This window comes from Pseudomonas sp. GW822-FHT02D10 (assembly GCF_058802345.1).
The window spans coordinates 324200-343041 of record NZ_JBXAOB010000001.1 but is presented as its reverse complement, the minus strand read 5'-3'; the positions used below and the strand labels follow the sequence as shown (position 1 = coordinate 343041).

20 protein-coding genes and 2 pseudogenes are annotated in these 18842 nt (G+C 57.8%); 13 read left to right on the top strand and 9 right to left on the bottom strand.

Going from position 1 to position 18842, the window contains the following annotated elements; all coding sequences use genetic code 11:
- Positions 1-13: 13 nt before the first annotated feature.
- Both AC1RPZ_RS01610 and AC1RPZ_RS01605 read right to left on the bottom strand, forming a co-directional pair.
- Positions 14-811, bottom strand: coding sequence for a DJ-1/PfpI family protein (locus AC1RPZ_RS01610; RefSeq protein WP_493134116.1), 798 nt, complete (start codon positions 809-811; stop codon positions 14-16).
- Between the two features lie 108 nt (positions 812-919).
- On the bottom strand, positions 920-1417 hold the full coding sequence (locus AC1RPZ_RS01605; protein ID WP_493134114.1) for a GNAT family N-acetyltransferase: 498 nt from the start codon (positions 1415-1417) through the stop codon (positions 920-922).
- Positions 1418-1820: 403 nt separating this feature from the next.
- On the opposite strand from AC1RPZ_RS01605, the gene AC1RPZ_RS01600 reads away from it, so the two are divergent.
- From AC1RPZ_RS01600 to AC1RPZ_RS01580, 5 genes are all read left to right on the top strand, one after another.
- Positions 1821-2381, top strand: coding sequence for a lipid-binding SYLF domain-containing protein (locus AC1RPZ_RS01600; RefSeq protein WP_493134793.1), 561 nt, complete (start codon positions 1821-1823; stop codon positions 2379-2381).
- A 552-nt stretch (positions 2382-2933) separates the two neighbouring features.
- Positions 2934-3092 carry a DUF3309 family protein gene (locus AC1RPZ_RS01595; protein ID WP_493134112.1) on the top strand — a complete coding sequence of 53 codons (159 nt, stop codon included), beginning with the start codon at positions 2934-2936 and terminating at the stop codon, positions 3090-3092.
- A gap of 217 nt (positions 3093-3309) precedes the next feature.
- Positions 3310-3525: a YMGG-like glycine zipper-containing protein gene (locus AC1RPZ_RS01590; RefSeq protein ID WP_493134110.1), complete on the top strand. Its 216-nt coding sequence runs from the start codon at positions 3310-3312 to the stop codon at positions 3523-3525.
- A gap of 51 nt (positions 3526-3576) precedes the next feature.
- On the top strand, positions 3577-4026 hold the full coding sequence (locus AC1RPZ_RS01585) for a carboxypeptidase regulatory-like domain-containing protein (protein WP_493134108.1): 450 nt from the start codon (positions 3577-3579) through the stop codon (positions 4024-4026).
- An 82-nt stretch (positions 4027-4108) separates the two neighbouring features.
- Complete coding sequence (locus AC1RPZ_RS01580) at positions 4109-4879, top strand: sensor histidine kinase (protein ID WP_493134106.1); 771 nt, start codon at positions 4109-4111, stop codon at positions 4877-4879.
- A 5-nt stretch (positions 4880-4884) separates the two neighbouring features.
- Here AC1RPZ_RS01580 and AC1RPZ_RS01575 read toward each other — a convergent pair whose 3' ends face one another.
- Positions 4885-5580 (bottom strand): Crp/Fnr family transcriptional regulator, encoded by a 696-nt coding sequence (locus tag AC1RPZ_RS01575; protein ID WP_493134104.1) that lies wholly within the window; start codon positions 5578-5580, stop codon positions 4885-4887.
- A 129-nt stretch (positions 5581-5709) separates the two neighbouring features.
- The gene (locus AC1RPZ_RS01570; RefSeq protein ID WP_493134102.1) at positions 5710-6438 is read right to left on the bottom strand and encodes a Crp/Fnr family transcriptional regulator; all 729 of its coding nucleotides are present in this window, start codon (positions 6436-6438) and stop codon (positions 5710-5712) included.
- Between the two features lie 373 nt (positions 6439-6811).
- Here AC1RPZ_RS01570 and AC1RPZ_RS01565 point away from each other — a divergent pair, with 373 nt between their 5' ends.
- The 6 genes and pseudogenes from AC1RPZ_RS01565 to AC1RPZ_RS01540 form a co-directional block, all read left to right on the top strand.
- Positions 6812-7075 (top strand): DUF2933 domain-containing protein, encoded by a 264-nt coding sequence (locus AC1RPZ_RS01565; RefSeq protein ID WP_493134100.1) that lies wholly within the window; start codon positions 6812-6814, stop codon positions 7073-7075.
- A gap of 2 nt (positions 7076-7077) precedes the next feature.
- Entirely contained in the window at positions 7078-9438 is a 2361-nt protein-coding gene (locus tag AC1RPZ_RS01560; RefSeq protein ID WP_493134098.1) for a heavy metal translocating P-type ATPase, read from the top strand.
- Between the two features lie 50 nt (positions 9439-9488).
- Positions 9489-10121: a LemA family protein gene (locus AC1RPZ_RS01555; RefSeq protein ID WP_493134096.1), complete on the top strand. Its 633-nt coding sequence runs from the start codon at positions 9489-9491 to the stop codon at positions 10119-10121.
- Complete coding sequence (locus tag AC1RPZ_RS01550) at positions 10121-10963, top strand: TPM domain-containing protein (RefSeq protein ID WP_493134791.1); 843 nt, start codon at positions 10121-10123, stop codon at positions 10961-10963. The genes AC1RPZ_RS01555 and AC1RPZ_RS01550 overlap by 1 nt, the downstream gene beginning before the upstream one ends.
- Before the next feature lie 2 nt (positions 10964-10965).
- Entirely contained in the window at positions 10966-11463 is a 498-nt protein-coding gene (locus AC1RPZ_RS01545) for a TPM domain-containing protein (RefSeq protein WP_493134094.1), read from the top strand.
- Positions 11464-11468: 5 nt separating this feature from the next.
- Positions 11469-11621 (top strand): annotated as a pseudogene (locus AC1RPZ_RS01540) (NAD(P)-dependent alcohol dehydrogenase); the annotation flags it as partial.
- Positions 11622-11637: 16 nt separating this feature from the next.
- Here AC1RPZ_RS01540 and fnr read toward each other — a convergent pair.
- The 5 genes and pseudogenes from fnr to AC1RPZ_RS01515 form a co-directional block, all read right to left on the bottom strand.
- Entirely contained in the window at positions 11638-12390 is a 753-nt protein-coding gene (gene fnr, locus AC1RPZ_RS01535) for a fumarate/nitrate reduction transcriptional regulator Fnr (protein ID WP_493134092.1), read from the bottom strand.
- Between the two features lie 127 nt (positions 12391-12517).
- Positions 12518-12604 (bottom strand): annotated as a pseudogene (locus AC1RPZ_RS01530) (two pore domain potassium channel family protein); the annotation flags it as partial.
- Positions 12605-12652: 48 nt separating this feature from the next.
- Complete coding sequence (locus AC1RPZ_RS01525) at positions 12653-13813, bottom strand: iron-containing alcohol dehydrogenase (protein WP_493134090.1); 1161 nt, start codon at positions 13811-13813, stop codon at positions 12653-12655.
- A gap of 3 nt (positions 13814-13816) precedes the next feature.
- Positions 13817-15208, bottom strand: a complete 1392-nt coding sequence (locus AC1RPZ_RS01520) for an aldehyde dehydrogenase family protein (RefSeq protein WP_493134088.1) — start codon at positions 15206-15208, stop codon at positions 13817-13819.
- Positions 15209-15215: 7 nt separating this feature from the next.
- Positions 15216-16589, bottom strand: coding sequence for a glutamine synthetase family protein (locus AC1RPZ_RS01515; RefSeq protein ID WP_493134086.1), 1374 nt, complete (start codon positions 16587-16589; stop codon positions 15216-15218).
- A gap of 247 nt (positions 16590-16836) precedes the next feature.
- Here AC1RPZ_RS01515 and AC1RPZ_RS01510 point away from each other — a divergent pair, with 247 nt between their 5' ends.
- Together AC1RPZ_RS01510 and sufB are read left to right on the top strand one after the other, a co-directional pair.
- The gene (locus AC1RPZ_RS01510; RefSeq protein WP_493134084.1) at positions 16837-17154 is read left to right on the top strand and encodes a Rieske (2Fe-2S) protein; all 318 of its coding nucleotides are present in this window, start codon (positions 16837-16839) and stop codon (positions 17152-17154) included.
- A 232-nt stretch (positions 17155-17386) separates the two neighbouring features.
- Positions 17387-18835, top strand: a complete 1449-nt coding sequence (sufB, locus tag AC1RPZ_RS01505; protein WP_493134082.1) for a Fe-S cluster assembly protein SufB — start codon at positions 17387-17389, stop codon at positions 18833-18835.
- The last annotated feature ends 7 nt before the right edge of the window (positions 18836-18842 follow it).

The following is an 18842-nucleotide window of genomic DNA, read 5'->3' as shown; positions in this document are numbered from 1 at the left end:
CACGCCGACGCCGTCAATGCATGCCGACTGTCCAGTCGGCGCGGCGCGAGGTCTGAACACCGCGTGCCTGGAGCACCATGCTGACCAACTCCGCCGCAAAACGGTGGCAGTCACCTGGCCAGCGTGCGGTCAGCAGGTTGCCGTCGCGGACGATAAACCCGCGTTGCGGGTTTTCTGTCGAATCACGTTGCGCGAATCGCGGCCCCGGCAAGAAGTCATGGACGCTGGCCAATGCCGCGGTGACTTCAGCCTGTACTGTTTGCGGGTACGTGCGGTAGTAACGGCCGAGCCACGGCGCGGTGACCCACCAGGCTGGCAGCTCCATGGTGTTGGCCAGCAACGCGGTAACCTTGCGACCGTGCAGCACCGACAGTACGTTGTCGGCATCCAGCGTACGGGCCAGCAGCAATACGCCATGGCAGACCGCCGCGACCGGTTTCTGTGCATTAAAGAAGTACCGGACAATCCGCCGGGCGTGTTCGGATTCCAGCAAACTGCGCATGCCCCTGGCATGGCCACCGGGGATTACCAGCCCCTCGAACTGCTCGGGGTCGACCTCGGTGTAGGCCATGGGCGACCTGAAATGTTCGTCGACGGTCATGGCGGCGTAACGCTGAAGATCCTCTTTGCGGGTCATCAGCAGCGAATTCAGCGGCCCGAAACCGATGTCCACCAGGCGCGCGTCGGCATAGGCCGGCAAGCCTTGCGGCGTCGCAAAGCGCACCTCGATCCCGGCGTCATGTACTGCCTGCCAGGGCACGCTGCTTTCGGTGGGGTCGTAGTCAGCCTGAGGTAACAGGAAGAGCAGCATGCACAAGACCTCGAGTCGTCAGCGCAGGGGATCGGCTATTGACCAGAGTCTGGACGCAGAGACTGGACTTCGCCAGCCATTGCCTGCCTATTCGATGCAGGCAGCGGCTCAAGCCTCAGTGAACCGAAACTTGAACAGCGTGCACGGGTAGCCGTCGAGGGGAAGCTGATGGCGAGTGAACTGACCCTGGGTCAGCTCAGGGATGATTTTTGACCAAAACGCCTGGGCCGGCTGATTGGCATCGATATGAAAAATCTGCCACTGACCGGGAAGCTGCTGGAGCAGGGCAGACACCACAAACTTCCCGACGCCGCAGCCTCGATAGCGACGGCTGACGAAGAGATAACCGATGTTGTACTGCACGTCGTCAAAACGAACCGCGTCGTCAACCGTCACGAACCCGGCGATCTCCCCGTCAACCTTGATCAGGAACGGCTGCGTCGCAGGCTTTCGCCAGTAGTCGAGCATGGGCTGAAGGGGGAAGAAACCATGGGCGCCAATCTTCAGCGGCAGCCACTCGCTGAAGTCGTACAGATAGAACTGCATCAGGTTTTCGATGCAGTCCAGTTCATCCCGTTGTGCGCGGTGCAGTTCGATCGTGGCCATTGCACACAGCTCCCGTTTGCAACCCTGTCGTCGACGCTAGCGCAGATGATTGGCTATCGCAATTAACCCAGCACCTCACGCAAACGCCGAGGCCTGATTAAGACCACACACCCTGTGGGAGCGAGCTTGCTCGCGAAGGCGGAGTGTCAGCCAACGGAGATGTTGGGGGTGATGGCCGCTTCGCGAGCAAGCTCGCTCCCACAGGTCATGCGTGGGGCCTTGAACTCAGAGTCGGAGCTGTTTGCGCAGTTCATCGTGAAGCCTTTCAGCGGCTGGCAGTGTGTGCGCCACCGAACAGACATGGGACGGTCGCTACTACACTCTAATTAACAGTCGGCGGCTGCCCATCCTGATGGTTATTGGTTTGCCGCATCGTTTGTATCGCTGGCATTGGAGTTCAACCATGACAACCTCACTACGATCACTTCTGTTTATCGCGCTCGCAACCCTGTCGCTGGCTTCAACCGGTTTGCTCAATACCGCAAGCGCCGCAACGGCCCAGGATCTGGACCAGGATTCCCGACATGCCTTGCAAATCCTCTACAAAACCAATCCGTTGGCCGAAACCATGTCGCGTACTGCCAAGGCTGTGCTGGTGTTCCCTAAAGTTATCAAAGCGGGCCTGGTGTTTGGTGGCAGTTATGGTGAGGGGGTCATGTTCAATGGCAAAAAAGTAGACAATTACTACAACACTGTGACCGGTTCATGGGGTTTGCAGGCAGGTGCCCAGTCCTATGCCTATGCCGTGTTCTTGATGACTGACAAGGCGGTTAACTATGTGCGCGAGACCAAGGGTTGGGAAATTGGTGTAGGTCCGACCGTTGTGCTGGTTGACCAAGGGGCTGCGAAAAACCTGTCCAGTTCGACATTGAAGGACGATGCCTATGCGTTTGTCTTTGACCAGCAAGGCCTGATGGCGGGCGTCAGCATTGAAGGCACCAAGATTTCGCTGATCAAACGATAAGCCCGACTACAGCAATGCAGTGATGATCGATCAACTGGGTTAGAGAGGCTGCCTAAGGCAGTCTCTCCCAGACTTGCGTATCGGCTAACTCGCTGTCGGTGGCGTGTTTTGCGCGGCCGTTTATGGGGCTCAGCTCATAACTCCCGGCTTGGTCATAGGCGGCCAAATAGCGTACGCCACTCAATTTGTGGAGGTAGCGCATCAATGGATGGCACTGTGCATTAATACGCTGTGCCAGGGCGGATTCGGTCATTGTGTTCATGGTTTTACCTGCTGCAGCGAAGGCTTCTCTGTGGTTATTTTTATTCTGTGCCTGATCGTCGCAGCGTTCTGTACGCCATCACACACTGGGCAATCTAAATTGCGCAAAAAAACAGTTGCACAAGTGGAATAACAACGACCGCGCCTCTGATCAATCAAACACTGACAATATGTGTGTTGCCGTACAGACCGCACCGGGTACTTGCGTCAAGTTGGTAGCCTGCAACGCGCAGATCAAGGTCTCACCGCCTGCACAACATCCACCTGCTCGCAGACGCAAGGAGAAAAGCCATGAGCTTGGGAACCCTACTGTTGATCTTGCTGATTTTGCTGCTATTTGGCGCCATTCCGACATGGCCGCACAGCCGAAGCTGGGGCTATGCGCCGAGCGGTTTATTAGGCGTAGTCGTTATTGTCCTGATTGTGTTGTTGTTATTAGGGAGGATATGACGGCAATCGACAAATAATCCCGCGCTCAAATAGTGGTTGCGGTGAATAGTGGGGAGATATTCGCCGCGGGAGCGCGCGACAGCATTAACGCCGACTACTTCCTGTCATCAACCTGTTAATAAACAGCCCTGCGTGCACTAACGCACAGACCCGATTCGGCCACTACGCGCACTCTGAATGCCAGGCAGATTGCTGCCAGTCATTTACCGGAGAAAACATGAAAACCCTGCAGAAATTTACGCTCGGCGCCGTAACGGTTGCCTTGCTCATCAGTTTGAGTGGTTGTCCCAGTATGTCGACACAAGGGCGCAACACGGCCATTGGTGCTGGCGTCGGTGCTGTCGGAGGGGCCGTTCTGACTGGAGGCAGCGCCTTGGGTACTGTCGGTGGTGCGGCCGTCGGCGGAATCATTGGGCACGAAATCAAAAAGTAGTTCTCCCACGCTACTGTCATTCGTTTTAGTACGATTCAAGGAGTGTTTATCATGCTGTTCAATCATTCACGGACACTTTCAAGACTCGCCCTGACCCTATTGCTGGGTTTGTCTCCCCTGGTGCTGCATGCAGCCACCGCAGAGCCGGTCGACATGTCGGCCGTACAGTTGGAACCGCAAGAGCAGAACGGCATCCGCTATCTGACGGGTGGCATTGGCCTGGATGAGTCAAAGGCCTTGCTCCAGACTCAGGGCTACAACCTCCACATGACCTTTTCAACCGGATCGGCCAATCAGTACGTCAGCAATGTCGACGTGGTGATCCAGAGCGAAAAAGGTACCCCCCTGTTGTCGCTGAGTCAGGTAGGGCCCATCGTGTACGCGCAATTACCGGCAAATAAATACCTGGTCATTGCCAGTTTGAATGGCCATGAAGAGCGCCACACCATTGCACTCGATGGTAAGTCCATCGGAACACTGAACTTGCATTGGAGTGAATAGCGTGCAACCCGGCATTGCGTATCACGGCACGTTTCATGAGATGAGGCTGTTCAAGTCTGACGACCGGCCTCTCGCTGCACGCATGCTTGCTGAACGATATCTGGCGGCGAACCTCAAGGCCCAACACGTACTGGACGCTGCGCGGGACGGGTTATGTAGCAACTATGCTGCGGCAGAAGACCGGGCGCTGTTTGCCGAACAGTTGATCGGGATTGTCAGTCACGATCTGCGCAATCCGTTGGCCGCAATAAAAATGGCTTCGCAATTGCTCGGAGGTCGTGACTTGCCTCCTAAACAAGTACAAATGCTCGCCCACATCACGCACGCAGCCGAGCGCGCACAGCATCTGGTGGCAGACCTGCTGGACTTCACCCTGAGGCAAGTCGGGCGAAGCATTGCGGTTTCCTTAAAGCCGGTTGATTTGCACACACTGGTGGGCGAATGCCTGGACGAGCTGAGTCTGGCGTTCCCTGAGCACACGCTGACCCATCGCTGTGTTGGCCAAGGCGAATTCATTGCCGATAGTGATCGGCTATACCAGCTTATTGGCAATCTGGTTGCCAACGCGATTGCCTATGGCACGGCTGAGGGTGGAGTCACAGTGACTTCGCGGTTTGAGAACCGGGTGATCATTGCCGTGCACAACAATGGCACGCCGATCCCCTCAGCGCTGCTCGACAACCTGTTCGAACCGATGATTCGCGGCAGTCACAATAATGCGGGACTGCGCAGCGTTGGGCTCGGGCTGTTCATTGTGAGAGAGATTGTCAGAGCACATCACGGCGATGTGAGGGTGAACTCTTCGATAGAAGAGGGCACTACGTTTACGGCGACGTTTCCCCTGCCACGATAGCCGCGTCATAACGGGGTCGAGTGGGTGTCGCTATAGCACTCGCATGACGCCGCCTCCAATCCCTTGCGGTCAAGAATCGTGATTTCACCACGGGTATAGCGGATCAATCCACGCTGTTGCAGCGCACCGGCGGCCAGGGTCACGCCACTGCGACGAACCCCAAGCACGTTCGCCAGGGACATGTGGGTCAGATGAAAGTGATTGGCGTGCGCACGATCGTGGGTCATCAGCAACCAGCGCGCCAGGCGCGGCTCGATCTCATGAAAATGGGTACAAGCGGCGGTTTGAGCGAGCTGCATCATCTGCACGTACAGATACTGATTGAGTCGGCGCAGCAATAGCGGGCTATCGCGAAGTGCGACCTGCAGCTGTAAGCCACTCATCCTCAGACACGTACCGGCGCCTTGCACCACGGCCCGCATGGGGGCGGTATCAACCCCCAGAGCAAGCGTCGCCCCGAGCATCCCTTCATTACCGATCAGACTCATTTGCAGAGGAGGGTGGCTGTACAGCGTAACCACTTGAGAGATGAACGCTGTTTGCGGGAAGTACACATGCAGGATCGGATGACCCGGCTCACACAGGACGGTGCCAAAGGTCAGTTCGACTTTATCGCACTGCGCCTCCAGCCGGCCGTAGTCAATTTTCGACAGCCCCTGAAGTAGTCGGTTTTCTACTTGCCGCCCCGGTGTATTTGGCACACGAACGTCCTGCAGCACAGTGGGCCCGGGTTGGGCGGGACAGGTGCCGAGCCGTCTCATGTTTTAAGTGTGGGCGACGCCGGCAGTGCGGTCTGTTCGCTAGAACACGCAGACGTCGGTCGCTGGCAGTCAGCGAGTGGGCTTTAATGGAAGGTAGGGCAGCAGGCGCTCGGTTTCTTTTCTGACCACGGCATAGCACTCGCAGCTGAGTTTCTCGAGCGCGTCCCTGTCCAGCACCTTGATGTGGCCACGGCTGTATTCGATAACGCCCAGGCGTTGCAGCTTGCCGGCGGCATCGGTTACGCCTTCGCGGCGTACGCCGAGCATGTTGGCGATCAGTTCCTGGGTCATGATCAGTTGATTGTCTTGCAGGCGATCGAGGGACAGCAGTAACCAGCGGCACAATTGCTGATCAATCGAGTGGTGGCGGTTGCACACCGCGGTCTGGGCCATCTGCGTGATCAACGCCTGGGTGTAGCGCAACATCAACTGGAGCATCTCCCCGTGGCGGTTGAACTCATCCTTGAGTCGCTGGCCGGGCAACCGGAATGCATGCCCGGCACTCTGGACAATCGCCCGGCTTGGCGTGCTTTCGCCGCCCATGAAGACGGCGATGCCGATCAGGCCTTCGTTGCCGACCACCGAAATCTCCGCCGATGCGCCGTTTTCCATCACATACAGCAAGGACACGATGGAGTCGGTGGGGAAATAGACGTGCCGCAGGGCATCTCCAGACTCGTAGAGCACCTTGCCCAGCGGCAGGGTGATCGGTTCGAGGTAGGGCAACAAGCGTTCCAGCGCTTGTGCGGGAAGGGCCGCCAGCAGATGGTTCTGTTGTGGCTTGGGAGCATCAAGCATGTCAGCCACCGTCCGAAGGTGAGTTTCCCGATACCAACAGATTAATCCATGGCGTGCTGTGTACATGGCCGTACGAAGCCGTCCGTCGGTTTTGGTCTGCACATTCAAGTGTGCAGGGACCTTTCCGGTAATTTTTGACCATGATCAATCGCTCGCCCGCGACCCCGGCGCATTCTGAGCCTCGTGCTCAATTTCAGCCCATGTACAGAGCCAGGGAGACCTTTCACTACGAAGCCACCACTGATCTGAATGGTCGCTGAGCGTGATGTTAAGTACGCGTGACTTGATCGAAATCAGAGTTTTAAGGCAATCGTTGACTAGTCTCAAATATCAGACTCACGGCAACGCTTGCCAAGACAGTGGGAGCTACATCATGACCCCTCATCAGCATTCGGTTGAAAACGCGGGACCACCGTTTTGGAGGAGCAAAATGGGTGTCGTACTCATCATGCTGGTTGCGATTGGCGTTTTTTACGTGGTCCGGGAGCACTTCAGCCATGTTTCGCCTTATCTGACTTACCTGCCCTATCTGATTCTGTTGATTTGCCCCTTGATGCATTTTTTTGGCCATGGCCATGGGGGGCACGGTGGACATGTCGATCCGTCAGAAACCAACAGGGATGAGAAAGGAAAATAGCCATGCCCAACGCCATCAGTCACCAAGGCCATGCCCATGCCCTTCCTGCGAAGGCCCAGGAGGAAGGTCTACGCGATCCGGTGTGTGGCATGGCTGTTACCCGGCCGTTCAAGTTCAGCGAGACTTATCAGGGGCAGACCTATCAGTTTTGCAGCATTAAGTGCCAGGAGAGGTTTCGAGCAGAACCCCCGCGCTATGCCGCTGCCCCGTTGGATACCGGTCACTCCAGCCACACAGTTCCAGCAGCTGAAACGCAGGAAGTTACTGAATACACCTGCCCTATGCATCCAGAGATACGTCGGCCTGGCCCCGGTACCTGTCCTAAATGCGGCATGACATTGGAACCGGTCATGCCCGTGCTGGAAGAGGAGGAAAACCCCGAATTCAAGGACTTCACCCGTCGCTTTTGGTGGTCGTTGCCATTAACAGTGATCGTGGCGGTACTCGCCATGGCGGGACACTCGCTGCAACTCTTCCATGGGGCGACCCAAAACTGGCTCGAGCTTATCCTTGCAACCCCTGTAACCTTATGGGCGGGTTGGCCGTTTTTTGTGAGAGGCATCGATTCGATTCGTCATCGCAGCCCCAATATGTGGACCTTGATTGGCCTGGGCACAGCAGCTGCGTACCTTTACAGCGTCGCAGCCACACTTTTTCCCCAGAGTTTTCCCGCCACCTTCATGCAAGAGGGCCGCATCGGCGTCTACTTCGAAGCCGCAGCCGTGATCATCTCGCTGACCCTGTTCGGTCAGATGCTTGAACTCAAAGCTCGATCACAAACGTCTTTGGCTATTAAGTCTCTGCTTGGCCTGTCTCCGAAAACCGCACGCAGGATCAATGCCGATGGCAAAGAGGAAGACATTCCTCTCACGCATGTGCACAAGGGGGATCACCTTCGGGTCAGACCGGGTGAAAAGGTTCCTGTCGATGGCTCAGTGCTGGAAGGCGAAAGCGCGGTCGATGAATCGATGCTGACCGGCGAGCCGGTGCCTGTGATGAAAAGAAGCGGTGATAGTTTGATCGGCGCCACGCTCAATACCCATGGCAGCCTGGTGATGGAAGCGCAGAAAATTGGTGCTGAAACCATGCTGTCACAAATCGTTCAGATGGTTGCCCGTGCCCAACGCTCTAAAGCGCCCATGCAGCGCATGGCTGACGCCGTCGCGGGTTACTTTGTGATGGGTGTCATCGCGATTGCCATACTGACCCTTTTGGGGTGGGGGTTGTTTGGTCCTGAGCCTGGCTGGGTCTTCGGCCTGATCAATGCTGTCGCTGTGCTAATTATTGCTTGCCCCTGCGCTTTGGGGCTCGCGACGCCGATGTCAATCATGGTTTCCACCGGCAAAGCGGCCAGCATGGGTGTGCTATTCAGAGATGCCGGCGCCATCGAGAACCTGTGCAAGATCGACACGCTGATCGTGGATAAGACAGGAACCCTGACAGAGGGGCATCCGGTATTTCACAGTGTGGAAGCCACGCAGACGTTCATCCCCAATGATGTACTTCAACTGGCCGCCAGCCTCGATCAAGGCAGTGAGCATCCGCTGGCTCGCGCCATTGTTGACCATGCCCTTGCCGAGAACCTGGTCCTGACCAAGCCTGAGTCGTTCGAGTCCAGTTCCGGGATCGGGGTCATCGGCTGGGTAGATGGCAAGGAAATCCAACTGGGCAATACCGCCTTGATGGAAGAGGCAGGTGTGAACATCAGCCCCCTCAAAAGCCGTGCTGAGCAATTGCGCATTGAGGGCATCAGCATCATCTACCTGGCGGTCGATGGAACATTGGCGGGGTTGCTGGCGGTGTCAGACCCGATCAAGCCGACCTCCAGGGAGGCTGTCACCAAGCTCAAAGCCGATCATATAAAGATCATCATGGCCACCGGCGATGGCCTCACCACGGCACGGGCTGTAGCCAAGGAAATGGGTATTGAAGAGGTGCACGGTGAGGTGAAACCCCAGGACAAGGAGCGTCTGGTCGCAGACCTCCAAAAAACCGGTCGACGCGTTGCCATGGCGGGCGACGGTATCAATGATGCTCCTGCCCTGGCCCGAGCAGATGTAGGCATCGCAATGGGGACAGGCACAGACGTCGCGATGAACAGTGCGCAGCTCACTCTCGTAAAGGGTGACTTGATGGGGATTCTCCGGGCGCGGGCCCTTTCTGTCGCGACGGTAAAAAACATGCGGCAGAATCTGGGTTTCGCCTTTATCTACAACTCGATGGGTATCCCACTCGCGGCAGGTCTGCTGTATCCACTGAGCGGACATCTCTTATCGCCGATGATCGCGGCCATTGCCATGAGCGTTAGCTCCGCATCCGTCGTTTTCAATGCGCTGAGGCTGAGGAGCACTCACGTAGATTGAGATCAAGACTCTGTTCAAGCCACGACATAGCTCTTTTTAGGAAAAATAAAATGCGCAAATTATGGGTAACCCTGGCAGCTTTGGTCGCGTTAAACCTGAATGGCTGCGGCTACAACACGTTTCAGAGCAACGACGAGCAAATTAAAGCCAGCTGGTCTGAGGTAGTGAACCAATACCAACGCCGCGCGGATCTGGTACCCAATCTGGTCAATACCGTCAAAGGCTATGCTTCGCATGAAAAAGAAGTACTGACTCAAGTGACCCAAGCACGCGCTCAGGCGAGTTCCATACAAGTGACACCAGAGGTGCTCAATGACCCGGGCGCTTTTGCCAAGTTTCAGGCTGCACAAGGCGAGCTGTCTGGAGCGTTGTCCCGGTTGCTGGCAGTGAGCGAAAACTACCCGCAACTAAAAGCCGACGCCGGTTTTCGCGATTTGCAGGCGCAGCTGGAAGGTACCGAAAACCGCATCACAGTGGCGCGTAACCGTTACATCAAATCAGTGCAGGAATACAACGTCACGGTCCGCTCCTTCCCCTCCAATCTAACGGCGATGGCATTCGGATACAAAGAGAAGCCTAATTTCACCGTCGCAAACGAAAAGGAAATCGCTAAGCCACCCACTGTAGATTTTGGGTCGACGCCTGTGATCCCCCCAAGCGCACCTCAGGGAGCAGCCAAGTGATGACGGTGCGCAGGACCAGCGCGGCGGTATTGTTTGCCCTTATGCTTTGCTGGTCTTTCCTCGCGGGCGCTCAAGTCGCAGTCCCCCCTCTGACCGGACGGGTCACTGACCAGACCGCGACGCTCACCGCAGATCAGACGGCAAGTCTTGAGCAAACTTTACGGGCGTTTGAAGCCAAAAAAGGCACTCAGCTCGCACTTCTCATTGTCCCCACCACCCAGCCGGAAGCGATCGAGCAATATGCTTTGCGCGTTGCGGAGCAATGGAAGTTAGGCCGAAAAAATGTGGATGACGGTGCAATCCTGGTCATCGCCAAGGCCGACCGTGCGCTTCGCATCGAAGTTGGTTATGGGCTTGAGGGTGCACTCAATGACGCTACCAGCAAGCGCATCATCAGCGAGATCATTACGCCACGTTTCAAGCAAGGCGACTTCTATGGCGGTATTGCTGCTGGGCTCAACCAGATGATCCAGGTAATTGATGGCGAGCCGTTGCCGGCACCCAACGGACAACCTATCGATGGTAGTCCTGACTTTCGGCAGTATGGTCCGCTCGTTTTTATTCTTGCGCTCGTGATCGGTAGAGTGCTGCGCCCCGTTCTGGGCAGATTTCCAGGCGCCCTGATCACTGGCGGGGTTGTGGCGGTTATCGCTTGGTTGGTTGCCGGCGCAGTGTTCATCGCGTTGGGCGCGGGCGTGATGGCGCTCTTGTTCACGTTGTTAGGCGGCGGTATGGGCGGATACGGTATGGGGGGACGTGGAGGATTCGGTCGAGGCGGTGGTGGTGGCTTCAGCGGAGGTGGCGGCGGGTTTGGCGGCGGCGGCGCATCGGGGAGGTGGTGACGATGAATATCAAACGCATTATGAAACACCTTGCTATGACTCACTGGGAGGTCAATCGGGCATTTCCCCGCAAAACGTTGTTCGCGATCGAGCAAGCGATCAAAGCCGGTGAGACCGCACACGTCGGAGAAATCCGTTTCGTCGTGGAGGGCGCACTGGATAGCACGCCGCTTTTCAAAGGCCAATCCGCGCAAGAGCGCGCTGTCGATGTGTTTTCGCAATTGCGTATATGGGACACCGCTCACAATAACGGTGTGCTGATTTATCTGTTGCTCGCTGACCGGGACGTGGAGATTGTTGCCGATCGCGGAATTCACGCGAAGGCGGGTACTCAAGAATGGCAGAGCATTTGCCGCCAGATGGAAGCCGCCTTTAAACAGGCCAACTATGAAGGCGGCGTGGTCAGCGGTATTCAGGCGGTTACACAGCATCTGACGAAACACTTTCCCGCTGTCGGCGGTGACCGGAATGAATTGCCGGATACACCAGTGGTGCTCTGAGCCCCATGGCAACCATGAAAGCGGCAATATTCGTCGAAAAAAACCGAATCGTCCTCGATGACAAACCAATCCCCGAAATCGGCCCACTGGATGCGTTGGTCCGTATTACCACGACGACGATCTGCGGCACTGACGTGCACATCCTGCGAGGCGAATACTCCAGCGACGTCACTTCTAGAGAGGTGTGTCCCGGTGACAGCCGGCGACCAGATGCTTGAGCCCGTCCATATCGAGGATTTTGACGTTACGGGCGGACACCTCGACCAGTGCCTGATCCCTCAGATGGGCAATGCCTCTGCAGATGGTTTCCAGGCGCAGTCCAAGGTAGGAGCCAATCTCTTCGCGCCGCATCTTCAGGACAAACTCCCTGGATGAGTAACCGCGAATGCTGAACCGCTGAGACAGGTTAAGCAGAAAAGCCGCCAGGCGTTCGTCCGAGCTCATGTTACCCATCATCATCAGCATGCTGTGATCACGGACGATTTCCCTGCTCAGGAGTTTGTTCAGATTGTGCTGGAGTGAAGGCAGCTCATGGGCGAGCTTCTCCAGTTGGGTGAAATGAATGGGACAAACCTCGCTGTCCTCAAGAGCGAAAGCATTGCAGGCGTGCTGCTCTGCGCTGATGGCATCCAGGCCTAGCATCTCGCCGAGCATTTGAAAGCCGGTGACCTGCTCGCGGCCATCAAGTGACAGCACACTGGTTTTGAAACAGCCTATGCGTACCGCGTAAAGCGAGCGCAATGGATCGCCTGTGCGGTACAACGCTGCGCCTTTTTTAACTTTCACGCGCTGGACGATCAAGGTGTCCAGCCGCTCGACTTCCTGGCCGCTCAGACCAATCGGCAGGCACAACTCCAACACACTGCAGTTTGAGCAAGCAGCCTTGAGATAGTGAACTTGAAGTGGTCGAACCTCAGACGGTGACATGTCGCCCCCTTAATGGCTGAAGGAAGCATAGGCGCTTGTCAGTTCGGGAAAGACCTTCATTTGCAAGCGAGAGGGTGTGGAGCGACGAACGGGAACGTGTTCATTGGCCACACGATGTGAAAAGCTGTTATGTGCTTTTCCAGTACTTCTGCATCTCGAGAAACAGAAACGATGCGGTCCAGGAGATGAGCACCAGACCGGTCAGAACCTGCATTTTCTGCATTTGCTCAGCCATGGCTTTGTTCTTGATCAGATAATTGCGCTAAAGACGGCCGTGGTATGCCGCATCGAAAATTTCTGCCGCGCCATTTCGGGTCAATGGCAGCGGGTTGCCGCAGGCAGTGGGGTCGACAATCGCCATGTCGGCGATCAGGTCGGCTTGTCGATCATCCACCCCCAGCTCAAACAGCGTATGCGGCACGCCGATGTCCTTGCGCAACTTGAGGACGAAGGCCAGGAAGCTGTCGAAGCCTGGGGAGGGCAGACGCAGATAAGCCGCGAGGCGGGTGATGCGTTCCTCGATGGCCGGGCGATTGAATTTCAATACATAGGGCATGAACGTGGCGTTGGTCATGCCGTGATGGGTGTCATACAGGGCTCCCACCGGATGTGAGAGCGCGTGTATCGCGCCCAGACCTTTCTGGAAGGCGGTAGCGCCCATCGCAGCGGCCGCGAGCATTTCCGCGCGCGCCTCAAGGTCAGAGGGTGTGCGTACCGCCCGCACCAGAGCATTGGCCACCAGGCGCATGCCTTCCACCGCAATACCTTCGGCCATGGGATGAAAACCGGGGGCGCAGTACGATTCCAGGCAATGCGCAAACGCATCCATGCCGGTGCCGGCGGTGACCTTGGCCGGCATGCCGACGGTGAGCGCCGGGTCGCTGATGACCACCCGCGGCATCATTTTCGGATGGAAGATGATGCGTTTGGTGTGCGTACGCTCGTCGATGATCACCGCCGCACGGCCGACCTCGGATCCTGTACCCGCGGTGGTCGGCACCGCAATGATCGGTGCGATGCTGCTTTCATCGGCGCGGGTCCAGTAGTCGCCGATGTCTTCGAAATCCCACACCGGTCGGGTCTGACCGCTCATGAAGGCGATCAGTTTGCCCATATCCAGCCCGCTGCCGCCGCCGAAGGCGATCACGCCATCGTGCTTGCCAGCACGCCAGGCATCGAGCCCTCCCGCCAGGTTGGCCTCGACCGGATTGGGCTTGAGGTCAGAAAACAGCGCCACACCGAGGCCGGCGGCGCGCAAGGAGTCCAGCGCCGCCGTGGTGATCGGTGCGCGCGCCAGGCCACTGTCGGTGACCAGCAACGGCCGCTGGATACCTTGACTGCGGCAGGTGTCGGCCAGTTCGGCGATGCGACCAACACCGAAGTGGATGCTCGTGGGGTAGTTCCAGTTCGCAGTCAGGCTCATGGCTCAGATCTCGTGGCGCAGATGGAAGGATTTGGCTCGGGTCAGGCTCTCAAAGCCCAGGTGTGACAGCGTGACACCGCGCCCGCTGTTCTTTACCCCGGTCCAGGCCAGGGCCGGGTCCAGGTAATCGCAGCGGTTCATGAACACCGTGCCGGTGGCGATCTCGTTGCCGATACGTTCGGCGGCGGCGAGATCCTCGGTCCAGATGGACGCGCTGAGCCCGAACTCACTGTCGTTCATCAAGGCGATGGCTTCGTCGTCGCTGGCTACCGGCATGATGCCGACTACCGGACCAAAGCTTTCCTCACGCATCACCGACATGTGATGGGTGACGTCGACTAATACCTGTGGCGCAAGATAGACGCTGCCCGGTGCGTCAGCAGGGAAGGTCTTCGGATCGATCAGCGCCGTGGCGCCTTTTGCCAGTGCATCGGCGATCTGCCCGCGCACGAATTCAGCGGCACTCGGATTGACCAGCGGGCCGAGCGTGGTGGCTTCGTCCAGCGGGTTGCCCAGCACGTATTGGCGGGTCAAGGCGACGAAGCGCTCGACAAAGACCGGGTAAATTTTTTCATCGACATAGATACGCTCGACGGCGCAGCAGCTTTGCCCGGAGTTGAAGAAGCTGCCGTCCACCAGGTTTTCCACCGCATGCTCAAGGTTCGCGTCTGCTCGCACGTAGGCCGGGTCTTTGCCGCCGAGTTCCAGTCCCATGCCGAGGAAGTGCCCAGTGGCGGCGTTTTCCATGGCTTTGCCGGCGTTGACCGAGCCAGTGAAGTTCACCTGCTGCACCCGTCCAGAGGCAATGATCGCCGCGGTATAGGTATGATTGAGCAGCAGGTTATGGAACAGCCCTTCGGGCAGGTTGGCGCGGCGAAAGGCCTCGGCGAAACGTTCACCGACCAATAGCGTTTGCGAGGCGTGTTTGAGGATGACGCTGTTGCCGGCCATCAGCGCCGGGATAATCGAATTCACTGCCGTCAGGTACGGGTAATTCCAGGGCGCGACGACCAGTACCGTACCCAACGGCTCGCGTTTGATATAACGCCGAAAACCTGCAACAGGCGTGGGTTCCAGCGCTGCCAGGGCGTCAGGTGCAATGGCAATCATGTGGCGGGCACGCTCTTCGAAACCGCGCAGCTCGCCGGCACCAAAGCGTACCGGTCGGCCCATTTGCCAAGCCAGTTCTGGCACTATTTCGTCTTTCATTGCCAGCATCGCATCCACGGCGGCGCTGCATAAGGCCGCGCGCTCGCTCAATGGCCGGCGCTTCCATAACGCCTGAGCAGCTGCGGCAGCCGTCAGAGCCTGCTCGATCTGCGTCGCATTGGCGCAGTGGCGTTCGGCGTAGACCCGGCCATCGACCGGTGAGATGAGTTGAATCGTCGAAGTCATGGTGGTCTCAATAGCGCTCAAAGCCGCGTTGCAGTTCCCAGTCGGTTATCCGCCGGTCGTACTCTTTCTGCTCCCATTCGGCGGTGTGCACGTAGTGGTCGACCACTTCATCGCCGAATGCCTCGCGCAACATGCTCGAGGCCTTGAGCGCGGCGCAGGCATCGCGCAGGGTTTTCGAAACTTCCGGCAAGTGTTCGTCGAGGTAGGCATCGCCTTCAAAGGGTGGCGCCAGGCTGAGTTTCTCGTCGATACCGGCCAGGCCAGCGGCGATCAACGCGGCGAAGGCCAGGTAAGGGTTGAGGTCGGCGCCGCCGATGCGGCATTCGATACGGATGGCTTTGCTGGCTTCGGCGCATAAACGAAAGCCTGCGGTGCGATTGTCCCGACTCCAGACTGCACGGGTCGGCGCGAAGGTGCCGGCCTGAAAGCGCTTGTACGAGTTGATATAAGGCGCGAGAAAACAGGTGATGTCGTTGGCGTATTTGAGTTGCCCGGCCACCCAGGAACGCATCAGTGTCGACATGCCAAACTCGGCCTTGGGGTCGAAGAACAGCGGCTTTTTGCCATTCTTGTCCCACAACGAGTTGTGGATATGGCTACTGGAACCGGCGGCGTCATAGCGCCACTTGGCCATGAACGTGATTGCCTTGCCCTGCAGCTGCGCGATCTCTTTGCAGGCATGCTTGATGATGACGTGCTGGTCGGCCATGGTCAGGGCATCGGCATAACGGATGTTGATTTCTTCCTGGCCCGGGCCCCATTCACCCTTGGAGTTCTCCACGGGAATGCCGGAGGCCTGTAAATGCTTGCGAATCGCCCGCAGCACCGGCTCCTCGCGGGTGGTCTGGAGGATGTTGTAATCCTCGATGTAGTGGCCAGCCGTTTTCGGCTTGTGGTAGTTGCGCTCGTGGATGGCCTCGTAACTCTCGTCAAACAGATAGAACTCCAGCTCAGAGGCGAACATGCCGCTGTAGCCGCGCTCGCTCAGGCGCTCGATCTGTTTTTTCAGGATCGCCCGGGGGCTGTGCGGCAGGTCCCGCCGATGGTGATGATCGAGCACGTCGCAGAGCACCAGCGCCGTGCATTCGAGCCACGGCACGCGACGCAAGGTGGCCATGTCGGGTTTCAGCACAAAATCGCCATAGCCTTTGCTCCAGCTGGCTGCGGCGTAACCCGGCACCGGTTCCATGTCGATGTCGTCGGCCAACAGGTAATTGCAGCAGTGGGTTTCGTCATGGCCGCTGTCGATGAAAAATTCGACCTGGAAGCGCTTGCCGACCAATCTTCCCTGCATATCGACCATGCAGACCAGCACGGTATCGATATCACCTGCGGTAGCGGCGAGTTTCAGTTCTTCGAAGCTGAGGAGGGGCTCGGTCATCACGTCAGTCCTGCGTGAATTGTCAGGTGTACACAACACCTGTAGGAGCTGCCGCAGGCTGCGATCTTTTGATCTTCCCAACAGACGACTCATTGCCTGGACGGACGCCAAGATCAAGAGATCGCAGCCTGCGGCAGCTCCTACGGTGAAGGCGTACACCGGTAAATAGCTGCTGAAAGCTTAGCCTACTGCTGTTAATCAGCCGCCGCTTCCAGCAGCTAAAATGACACTCAAGAGGGATGGCACCATGAGTGAATTCGTCAAGGTCGCCTGCGTGGGCGATATCGAGCCGGGTAACGGCAAAACCGTGAACCTTGGGGGAACGCCTGTCGCGCTATTCAATGTGGATGGCCAGTATTTCGCCATTCATAACACCTGCCCGCACGAAGACGGCTCGCTGGGGGAGGGAATTCTTTGCGACAACGTGGTGATCTGTCCGGTTCATGCCTACGAGTTTGACGTGACCACTGGCGAATGCCTTACAGAGTCCGCTTATCAGGTCGAACAGTTCGAGGTCCGGGTGGACGGTAACGACATCCTGTTACGGCAATCGTCGGATGGTTGAACGCTACGGTCTGTACGAAAACTCGCCGAGCGGCGATCAGGCAAGGCAAAAACAGGCGAGGAAGCGGAGTTTAGGCCCCTAAATGAGCATTCCGAGCCTGTTTTTAACGCAGCCTGGTCGACGCGCAGGCAGTTTTCGTACAGAGCCTAAGGACGCGCTCGGGTCGCAAGGTAAAGGGAAGGAGTATAGTTAAACGATCCAATCGTCCTGCCAACGGCAGGAGGCATCTGCGATGAGCACCGACAACGCCAGGATCCGCGAACTCAGCAACCGGGCCTACAAGTACGGCTTTGTCTCTGATTTTGAGAGCGACGCGGCCCCGCGCGGGCTCAACGAAGACCTCATCCGCCTGATCTCGACGAAAAAGAACGAACCCCAGTGGCTGCTCGACTGGCGCCTGAAGGCGTATCGCTACTGGCTGACGATGCGCGAGCCCACTTGGCAGAACGTCCACTACGGGCCCATCGACTACCAGGACATCATCTATTACTCGGCGCCCAAGCCGAAAACGCCGGGGCCCAATAGTCTTGACGAGGTCGATCCCGAGCTGCGCGAGATGTTTGGCAAGCTCGGCATCTCGCTCGCCGAGCAGGAACGCCTGACCGGCGTTGCGGTGGATGCCGTGGTCGATTCGGTCTCGGTGGCGACCACCTTCAAGCACAAACTCGCCGAGGTCGGGGTGATCTTCTGCTCGTTCTCCGAAGCCGTGCAAAACCATCCAGAACTGGTGCGCAAGTACCTGGGTTCGGTGGTGCCCTACAGCGACAACTTCTTCGCCACACTGAACTCGGCAGTGTTTTCCGATGGCTCCTTCTGCTACGTGCCCAAGGGCGTGCGCTGCCCGATGGAACTGTCGACCTACTTTCGCATCAACGCCGCGGACACCGGCCAGTTCGAGCGCACGCTGATCGTCGCAGAAGAGGGCGCCTACGTGAGCTACCTCGAGGGCTGTACCGCACCGATGCGCGACAATAACCAGTTGCACGCGGCGGTGGTCGAACTGGTCGCGCTGGATAACGCCCAGATCAAGTACGCCACGGTGCAGAACTGGTACCCCGGCGATGCTCAAGGACGCGGCGGGATCTTCAACTTCGTCACCAAGCGCGGCAAGTGCGCAGGCGCGCATTCGAAGATTTCCTGGACTCAGGTTGAAACCGGCTCCGCCATCACCTGGAAGTATCCGGGAGTGATTCTGCAGGGCGACTATTCGGTCGGTGAGTTCTACTCGGTCGCCCTGACCGCCAATCACCAGCAGGCGGACACGGGCACCAAGATGATCCACATCGGCCGGCACACACGCAGCACCATTCTTTCCAAAGGGATTTCCGCCGGCCATGGGCAGAACACCTACCGTGGCCTGGTGAAGATCCAGAAAGCTGCGACCGGTGCCCGCAACCATACCCAGTGCGACTCCCTCCTTCTCGGCAGCCACTGTGGCGCCCACACCTTCCCCTATATCGACGTGAAGAACCCCAGCGCCCAGGTCGAGCATGAGGCCTCCACCTCGAAGATCAGCGACGAGCAGCTCTTTTACTGCCGGCAGCGCGGCATCAGCGCGGAGGACGCGGTGCCGATGATCGTCAACGGCTTCTGTCGCGAGGTGCTCAAGGAACTGCCGATGGAGTTCGCGGTGGAAGCCCAGAAATTGCTGGGTGTGAGCCTGGAGGGCTGCGTGGGCTGAGGCCCGG